This window comes from Jonquetella sp. BV3C21 (assembly GCF_000468895.1).
GTDB classification, from domain to species: Bacteria; Synergistota; Synergistia; order Synergistales; family Dethiosulfovibrionaceae; genus Jonquetella; species Jonquetella anthropi.
Map to the genome: position 1 here is coordinate 67,594 of NZ_AWWC01000001.1, position 7,358 is coordinate 74,951.

Here is a 7,358-nt window from a genome sequence, read left to right on the forward strand (position 1 = left end):
GCCGCCGGGACCAAGGTCGGCCTCGGCGGCGTCACTGCTAGTAGTGCAGGTTGCCTAGGTAGTTAATTTTTCCGTCGCACAGGTCCTCGGTCCCTTTCAGGTCCCGACGGGCCCCGTAAAGCTCATTAGGCAGGGCCAACGCGACGATGGGGTGATACGCCTGAATGACGTCCCAGAGTTTGGCAAACACTTCAAAGCGTTTTTCCTGCTCCAGAGTGGAGATTGATTCGTCGATGAACTTGTCGATTTCCGGGTTCTTCGTGAACGACTTGTTGGTGGTGCCGGCAGCTTTGGAGTAGAGCATGGTCTGCCAATAGAACGACGGGTCTCTGGTCGTCTGAGCGCCCCAGGTAATGATGTACATGTCGTGCTGGCCGGACTTGATCTTCTCCTCGAACACGGCGTTTTCAAACACCTGCACATTCACGTTGATGCCAACCTGAGCCAGCATGGACTGGATAACCGTTGCCAGGTCGATTCGCTCCTGAGCGTTGATCACCCACAGGTTCAGCTCCAACGGCAGTTTGACTCCCGATTCGGCCAGCAGCTCTTTGGCTTTCTGTTGGTCGAACGGCCATGGCTGGGCGTCCTTCGGGTACCACATATGAGCGGGAAGCAGCGGACCGGCTGGAACTTCCGAGTTGCCCTGATAGACCACCTGGTTCAGCACTCTCTTGTCCAGCGCGTAGTCGATGGCCTGACGGACCCGAGGATCGGACAGCTTGGGGCTCTGGGTGTTCAGCCCGAGGTGCATCAGCACCATGCTGGGGCCCTTGATGACGTGAACCTTGTCGCTCTGGTCGATTCGCTCCGCGTCGCTGCTGGGCACGGCGTAAATGAAGTCGGCCTTGCCGGTCTCCAGCGCGATGACACGGCTGCTCTCGTCGGGAAGAATGAGGAATTCGAGGTTCTTGAAGTTGGCCTTCTTGCCCCAGTAGTCGTCAAATCGGGTCAAGGTGAGCTTTTCGCCCTTGTTCCAGCTGACGAACTTGAACGGGCCGGTGCCGATCGGCCGGCGGGACACGTCGCTGCCGGCTTCTTCCACCGCCTTGCGGCAGAAAATGGAGGCGTAGGGGTGTTTCATGTGGGCTAAAAAGCTTCCCACAGGGCCATTGGTGCGAACGATGACCGTGTACTTGTCGATGATCTCAAACCCGTTCGGGTTGATGAACTTGCCGCTGGAGCCGGCGTAGACTGACTGGGTCGGGTCGGTGGCCCGCTTGAGGGAGAACACCACGTCGTCGGCGGTGAGCTCTTCACCGTTGTGGAACTTGACGCCCTTTCGGAGATAGAACTTGTAGGTGATGTCGTCGAGCCGTTCCCACTTTTCGGCCAGCACGGGAACGAGCTCGCGGGTCTTGCCGTCGACTGTGACAAGAGGCTCGAACACCTGCTTTATCAGGGAGAACGACGCCGTGTCGACCGAGTTCTGCGGGTCGAGGTTCTTGGCGTCCACGTTCACCCCCACGACCAATGTGTCCTTGGGATCAGCGGCGGCGGGCAGCGCGCAGGCGCACAGAGCGGCCGTCAGAGCGAGAACGAGAAAACTCTTTTTCACAGGAGTCACTCCTTTTGTGAGGCGAGTGGAATAGGTCTCGCAGGGCTAATAGTGCAGGTTGCCGAGGTAGTTGATTTTCCCGTCGTACAGGTCGTCGACGCCCTGAAGGTTTCTGTCAGAGCCGTACAGCTCATTGGGCAGTGCCAGCGGGATGATGGGGTGGTACTCGAGAATTCGGTTCCACAGCTGCTGAAGCAGCTCGTTTCTCTTGTCCATGTCAAGACAGGCCAACGCCGCGTCAATCAGCTCGTCGAGCTTGGGGTCGGACGTGAACGACTTGTTGGTTGTGCCGGCGGCCGTGGAGTAGAGCATGGTCTGCCAGTACATCGCTGGGTCGCGGGACGTCTGCATACCCCAAGTAATGATGTACATGTCGTGCTGGCCGGACTTGATCTTCTCCTCGAACACGGCGTTTTCAAACACCTGCACGTTCACGTTGATGCCAACCTGAGCCAGCATGGACTGGATAACCGTCGCCAAGTCGATTCGTTCCTGAGCGTTGACTACCCACAGGTTCAGCTCCAACGGCAGCTTGACGCCTGCTTCGGCTAGCAGCTCTTTGGCTTTCTGTTGGTCAAACGGCCAAGGCTTGGCGTCCTTGGGATACCACATGCTGACGGGAAGCAGTGGGCCGGCTGGAACTTCCGAGTTGCCCTGATAGACCACTTGGTTCAGCACGTTCTTGTCCAGCGCGTAGTCGATGGCCTGACGGACCCGAGGATCGGACAGCTTCGGACTCTTGGTGTTCAGCCCGAGGTGCATCAGCACCATGCTGGGCCCCTTGGTGACGTGAACCTTGTCGCTCTGGTCGATTCGCTCCGCGTCGCTACTGGGCACGGCGTAGATGAAGTCGGCCTTGCCGGTTTCTAGCGCGATGACCCGGCTGCTCTCGTCGGGAAGAATGAGGAACTCGAGGTTCTTGAAGTTGGCCTTCTTGCCCCAGTAGTCGTCAAATCGGGCCAAGGTGAGCTTTTCGCCCTTGTTCCAGCTGACGAACTTGAACGGGCCGGTGCCAATCGGGCGGCGGGACACGTCGCTGCCCGCTTCTTCTACCGCCTTGCGGCAGAAAATGGAGGCGTAGGGGTGCTTCATGTTGAACAGGAACCCGCCGACCGGGCCCTTCGTCCGAACGATGACCGTGTACTTGTCGATGATCTCAAACCCGTTCGGGTCGATAAAGCGGCCGCTGGATCCGGCGTAGACCGACTGGGTCGGGTCGGTGGCCCGCTTGAGGGAGAACACCACGTCGTCGGCGGTGAGCTCTTCGCCGTTGTGGAACTTGACGCCCTTGCGGAGGTAGAACTTGTAGGTGGCGTCGTCGAGCCGTTCCCACTTCTCGGCCAGCACGGGGACGAGCTCACGGGTCTTGCCGTCGACTGTGACAAGAGGCTCGAACACCTGCTTAATCAGGGAGAACGACGCCGTGTCGACCGAGTTCTGCGGGTCGAGGTTCTTAGCGTCCACGTTCACTCCTACCACCAGCGTGTCCTTTTCCTGTCCGAAGACCGGGAGAGACGCGCCAACCGCAAGGGCTGCCAGCGCAGCCAAAGTACAGAACAACAGCTTCCGTTTCATAACATCCCCACCTTTTAAATCAGTTTTTATGTTCTAGCCGATAACCGGCCAGAGGTCTTCCTGTTCCATCAGGGGAAGCACGGTTCCCACGTTTCTGGCCTCGGCCTCGCGGTAAATGAGGTCCCCTAAGGCCAAGTCGCTGATCGCCATACCCAAGTTAAGCGACAGCACTCGATCTGAAGGCGCGATCCGCGGCTGTTTTTTCCCGAGTACCAGCTCGCTCAGCTCGCCGTCCACTTCCGGCTTGCCGCCGAACGCGTCCGGCTCGGTCTCAAAACGGTTCAAGAACTGTTTGGCGTCGTCGGTGAAAATTCGCTCAACGCCGGCGACGGCGTCGGGAGCCAGCGGCTGCGCCAAGTTGATGGAAATGAAAAGCGATCCGGGGGCGATCCAGTCCAAGTGGATTCCGTGCCCGCCGGGGCCGACTGCTGCCACCACGTCGCAGTCCCTGACGGCCTCTTCCATCGTGGCCGGAACCAGCTTTACGCCGGGCAGCTTGGGCGCGATCTGACGGATAAACTCGTCCCGTTTCGACTCGGTGCGGTTGTAGACGCGGATTTCCTTCACGGTCGGCAGCTCTTGAGCCAGCATGAGGGCGTGGAACCTGCCCTGAAGGCCGGTCCCCAAAAGGCCCATCACCTTCGGCGCGCGGGGCGAGCAGAGTCGGGCGGTGAGAACGGAAACGGCTGTCGTCCTTGCCACGGTGATCCAGCGGCAGTCCATGACGGCAAGCGGCACGCCGCTGTCCGGATCGTTCATCACCTGCAGGCCGGTGAACTGGGGCAGATCCCGATCCCGCTCGTTCTCTGACGAGCGAGAAAGCCACTTGAGGCCGCATACGTCCAGGTCGGACGCGTAGGCCGGCATGGCGTGCATGTAGTCGTACTTGCGCCCCTCACGGGGGAAGATCGCCGGTTTCGGCGGCATCTGCACCAACTTTTTGCCGTGAGAAACGAGCATTCGTTCAAGGGCCGAAACGATTTGCGTTGACGTGAGATTTAGTGACAGGATGTCCTCTTGGGACAGAAAACGAATGCGGACAGACTTCACTCCTGAGCACCTCCATTTACAATAACCCCGGGGCTATATATGCCCCGGGTCTTTAGGTTTCTATTGTTATCTGTGGGAGATAATGTCAATCAGGGTGTGATCGGCGTCCTTCATGCCCTCACGGTTCAGCCGGGCGGCGTTGTCCGCTGTCTTGCGGAAGTCGGAAATGTCCACGACGCCTTGGGAGACGGCCATGCCGCCGCCGCTGAGGGCGATTTGAGCCGCGTAAAACGCCTCGGTCGCTCCGGTCCCCACCTTGAGGGCGCAGGACTCCTTGGCGCCGTCGCAGACCATGCCGATGATGTTCCCCAGCAGGAGTTCCATCGCCTTTTGGGCCTGCTGGTTCGTTCCGCCCATGATGTTGACGATACCGGCTGCCGCTCCAGCGCCGGCAGCGACTGCGCAGCCGCACACCGGACTCAGCCGTCCCATCCGGCTCTTGATGAAGCTGGTAGCCAGATGGCTGTAGGCAATGGCCCGGGCGATTTCGGATCGGCTTTTTCCGTAGTACTTGCCCACCACGTAGACCGGCAGAATGGCCGTGATGCCGTGGTTGCCGCTGCCCGCGCTGCTCATGACGGGGAGCGAAACCCCGGCCATGCGGGCGTCGGACGCGGCGGCCGAAATAGCCTTGACCTGCGCGGCCAGATCCTCGTCGTATCTGGCTCCTGCGGCGTTCTTCACAGCCCGTCCCAGCCCGAGGCCGACTTGGTTCTCAAAGCCGTAGTTGGAGATCTTCAGGTTCATCTCCACGCCGTTCATCACGTAGTCCTCGTCAGCAGGGGACAGCTGATCGGCCAGTGCCATCACGTCGTCAAAGTTCATGGTCGAAACCTGCGCGGCCACTGGGACGGAAGCTCCGGCGCCGGTAGCTGCGGCGGCTTCAAACGTGACTTTTCCGTTCTGTAGCGCCTTAACGATATTGCCGTGGCTGCCCTCGATAATCGCCTCACCGGTATCGGCCCCGCGGGTCGCGACGGCCTGGACGAACACGCCCGGCTTGCCGTTGGCCTTGAGCGACAGGTGGCCGGCGGCCATAAAGTCCTTGGCGGCTTTCAGGTCCTCCGGAGAGGCGTCCTTCAGGACTTCCAAGCCATAGGCGCTCTTGCCGCAGAACACGGCCAGCGCCGCGGCGATCTCGTTGCCCCGGAGCCCGTTCGTACCGGGAACCCCGACCGCGATGCCGTTTTTATAGATGCTGTCGCTGACGACCACATCCAGCTTCTCAGCCGTACCGGGCAGCTGCTCGCACGCTTTGGCGACTGCCAAGGCGACTGCTCCCGGTTCGGTGCATCCAAGGGCCGGTTTAACTTCCTGCTGCAGAAATTCTGTGATGGTGAACAAGTTCAACCCCTCCAAAAGTACCGGTACCGTACCGGCAGCTCAACAGCGACAACAGGAGCGGGTACACTCAACAACGGTCGAGTGCACGAGCTGCAGTCGGCTTTCAGGTGTCTGCGGCGCAATGACGCAGCCAGGGCCAAGAATGATTCCCTTGCCGTCATGCCGGGACGCTACCTCTCGAACTTCCGCGGTGACCTCTTCATCGGTCTTGCCCAGCCAGTTGCTGCCCCAGCTCAGGCCGCCGACGAACGTCTTGTCGCTGTAGGACCGCACCTCGTCCATCGACGGGCCGTCATCCCGGTCGTGCCAGCTCAGCCCCTGAACCGGGTAATCCTGAACTTCCTTCAGGCGAACCTTGGGGCCGTGCAGGTGCAGAACGTTAAACCACGTCTGGGACGCGGTAGCTTTCAGCAGCTCCTTGTCGTAGTACTTGACGAACGCCGTATGTTCCTCAGACGTCATCGCGTCCTCGCCGGAAAGCTGAGAAGCGAAGAAGAACCCGTCGGCGCCAAGCTCAACCGACGCTTTCATGAACTCGAGCGTCGTAGCGGTGACGATCTCCAGCGCCCGGTGAATCCGAGCCGGATCTTGGCGCAGGTGTTCCACAAGGACCTTCGGGCTGCACATCTTGGCCAGCGTCGTCATCGGGCTGAACACGGTCTGCAGGAACGGGATCCGCTCGTCCATCATCTCGAACAGCAGCTGCTGAGCCTCGAGCACGACAGCGTACTCGCCGGCGGTGCCGGGGACGAAGTGAATCTTGTCCCAGTCCTTAACGTCTTTAATGATCGGGGCGTGCAGAACCGGCGCTTCGGTGTAGCCGGGGAAGACATCCAGGTCGACGCCGAAGTCAATCGTCGAGTACATGCCGAACGGCATGAACTTGATGAAGTCCAGATCGTACTTCACCTGATTGGCCAAGCTCAGCTCGGCCAGGCGGCGGGGATGCCGGTCCCTGTTGGGGAAGTGCATCCACATGCTGTATGCAATCCGATCGGTTTCTTGGTGGGCCAAAGCCCGTTCAACGCGTTGCTTGTGAGTGAGAGACATGATGATCGTTTCCTCCTTTAAGTTGAGATGCTGTCAAGCAGAAAAACTACATGGGCGGAAACAGCGGCGCTCGATACGAGCCGTCGGTGTCCGCCGCCGTGTACTGAGGATAAATGTACTCGCAAAGCCTCTGGCAGGCCTTGCGCAGGTGCTCGTGGAGAATCAGGATCGCCTCTGCGGAGTTGCGCAGCCGGCAGCACTGCAGTATGGCCAAGTGGTCCTTAGTAGAATCTCCCTTATCGTGCATCAGGTGCAGGTACAGCCGGGTGTACCGCTCTGCGGCCACGTGCTGGGCGTCGATCAGGGCGACGAGCTTGGACCGCCCTGAAACGGCGTAAAGGGCCTGATGAAAATCCCACTTCGTCGACCCATCGACGGCAAGAAGCGACGGCTCAGCCGTGTCAGATCCCCGAATTGCCCGCTCGATCTTGTTGATCTGCTCGTCGGTGATAACGTCGATGGAGTACCGCATGGCCGCCGCCTCGAGAATAAAGCAGACCTCGAATGTTTCCCGAAGTTCCTGAATGGACAAGGATGCCACCTCGGCGCCCTTGAACGGCGAAAAAACAACGAGGTTTTCCCGGGAAAGCTGCATCAGCGCCTCTCGGATCGGGATTCGGCTCACGCCGAAATTCGACGCCAGAGCGTCCTGTCGGAGCTGCTGGCCCGGCTTGTACTCCCCCTTGAGAATGGCGTCTTTTATCTCGACGTAGACCCGTTCAGTAGCCGTCAGCCTCATGGTCTGCCGTTCGCTATCTGACTCGTGGGGGGTTGTTTTGGG

At 59.8% G+C, this 7,358-nt stretch carries 6 protein-coding genes; all 6 read right to left on the minus strand.

Annotation, left to right across the window (positions count from 1 at the left end; genetic code table 11):
- Positions 1-37: 37 nt before the first annotated feature.
- Complete coding sequence (locus tag HMPREF1249_RS00345) at positions 38-1,558, minus strand: ABC transporter substrate-binding protein (protein WP_008523013.1); 1,521 nt, start codon at positions 1,556-1,558, stop codon at positions 38-40.
- A gap of 45 nt (positions 1,559-1,603) precedes the next feature.
- Entirely contained in the window at positions 1,604-3,133 is a 1,530-nt protein-coding gene (locus HMPREF1249_RS00350; RefSeq protein ID WP_008521423.1) for an ABC transporter substrate-binding protein, read from the minus strand.
- A gap of 33 nt (positions 3,134-3,166) precedes the next feature.
- Positions 3,167-4,183, minus strand: a complete 1,017-nt coding sequence (locus tag HMPREF1249_RS00355; protein ID WP_008521421.1) for an ornithine cyclodeaminase family protein — start codon at positions 4,181-4,183, stop codon at positions 3,167-3,169.
- Between the two features lie 66 nt (positions 4,184-4,249).
- On the minus strand, positions 4,250-5,527 hold the full coding sequence (locus HMPREF1249_RS00360; protein ID WP_008523012.1) for an L-cysteine desulfidase family protein: 1,278 nt from the start codon (positions 5,525-5,527) through the stop codon (positions 4,250-4,252).
- 39 nt (positions 5,528-5,566) lie between these two features.
- Positions 5,567-6,577 carry a uroporphyrinogen decarboxylase family protein gene (locus HMPREF1249_RS00365; protein WP_008521418.1) on the minus strand — a complete coding sequence of 337 codons (1,011 nt, stop codon included), beginning with the start codon at positions 6,575-6,577 and terminating at the stop codon, positions 5,567-5,569.
- 46 nt (positions 6,578-6,623) lie between these two features.
- On the minus strand, positions 6,624-7,358 hold a 735-nt coding region (locus HMPREF1249_RS00370; RefSeq protein ID WP_051258589.1), incomplete at its 5' end, for a GntR family transcriptional regulator.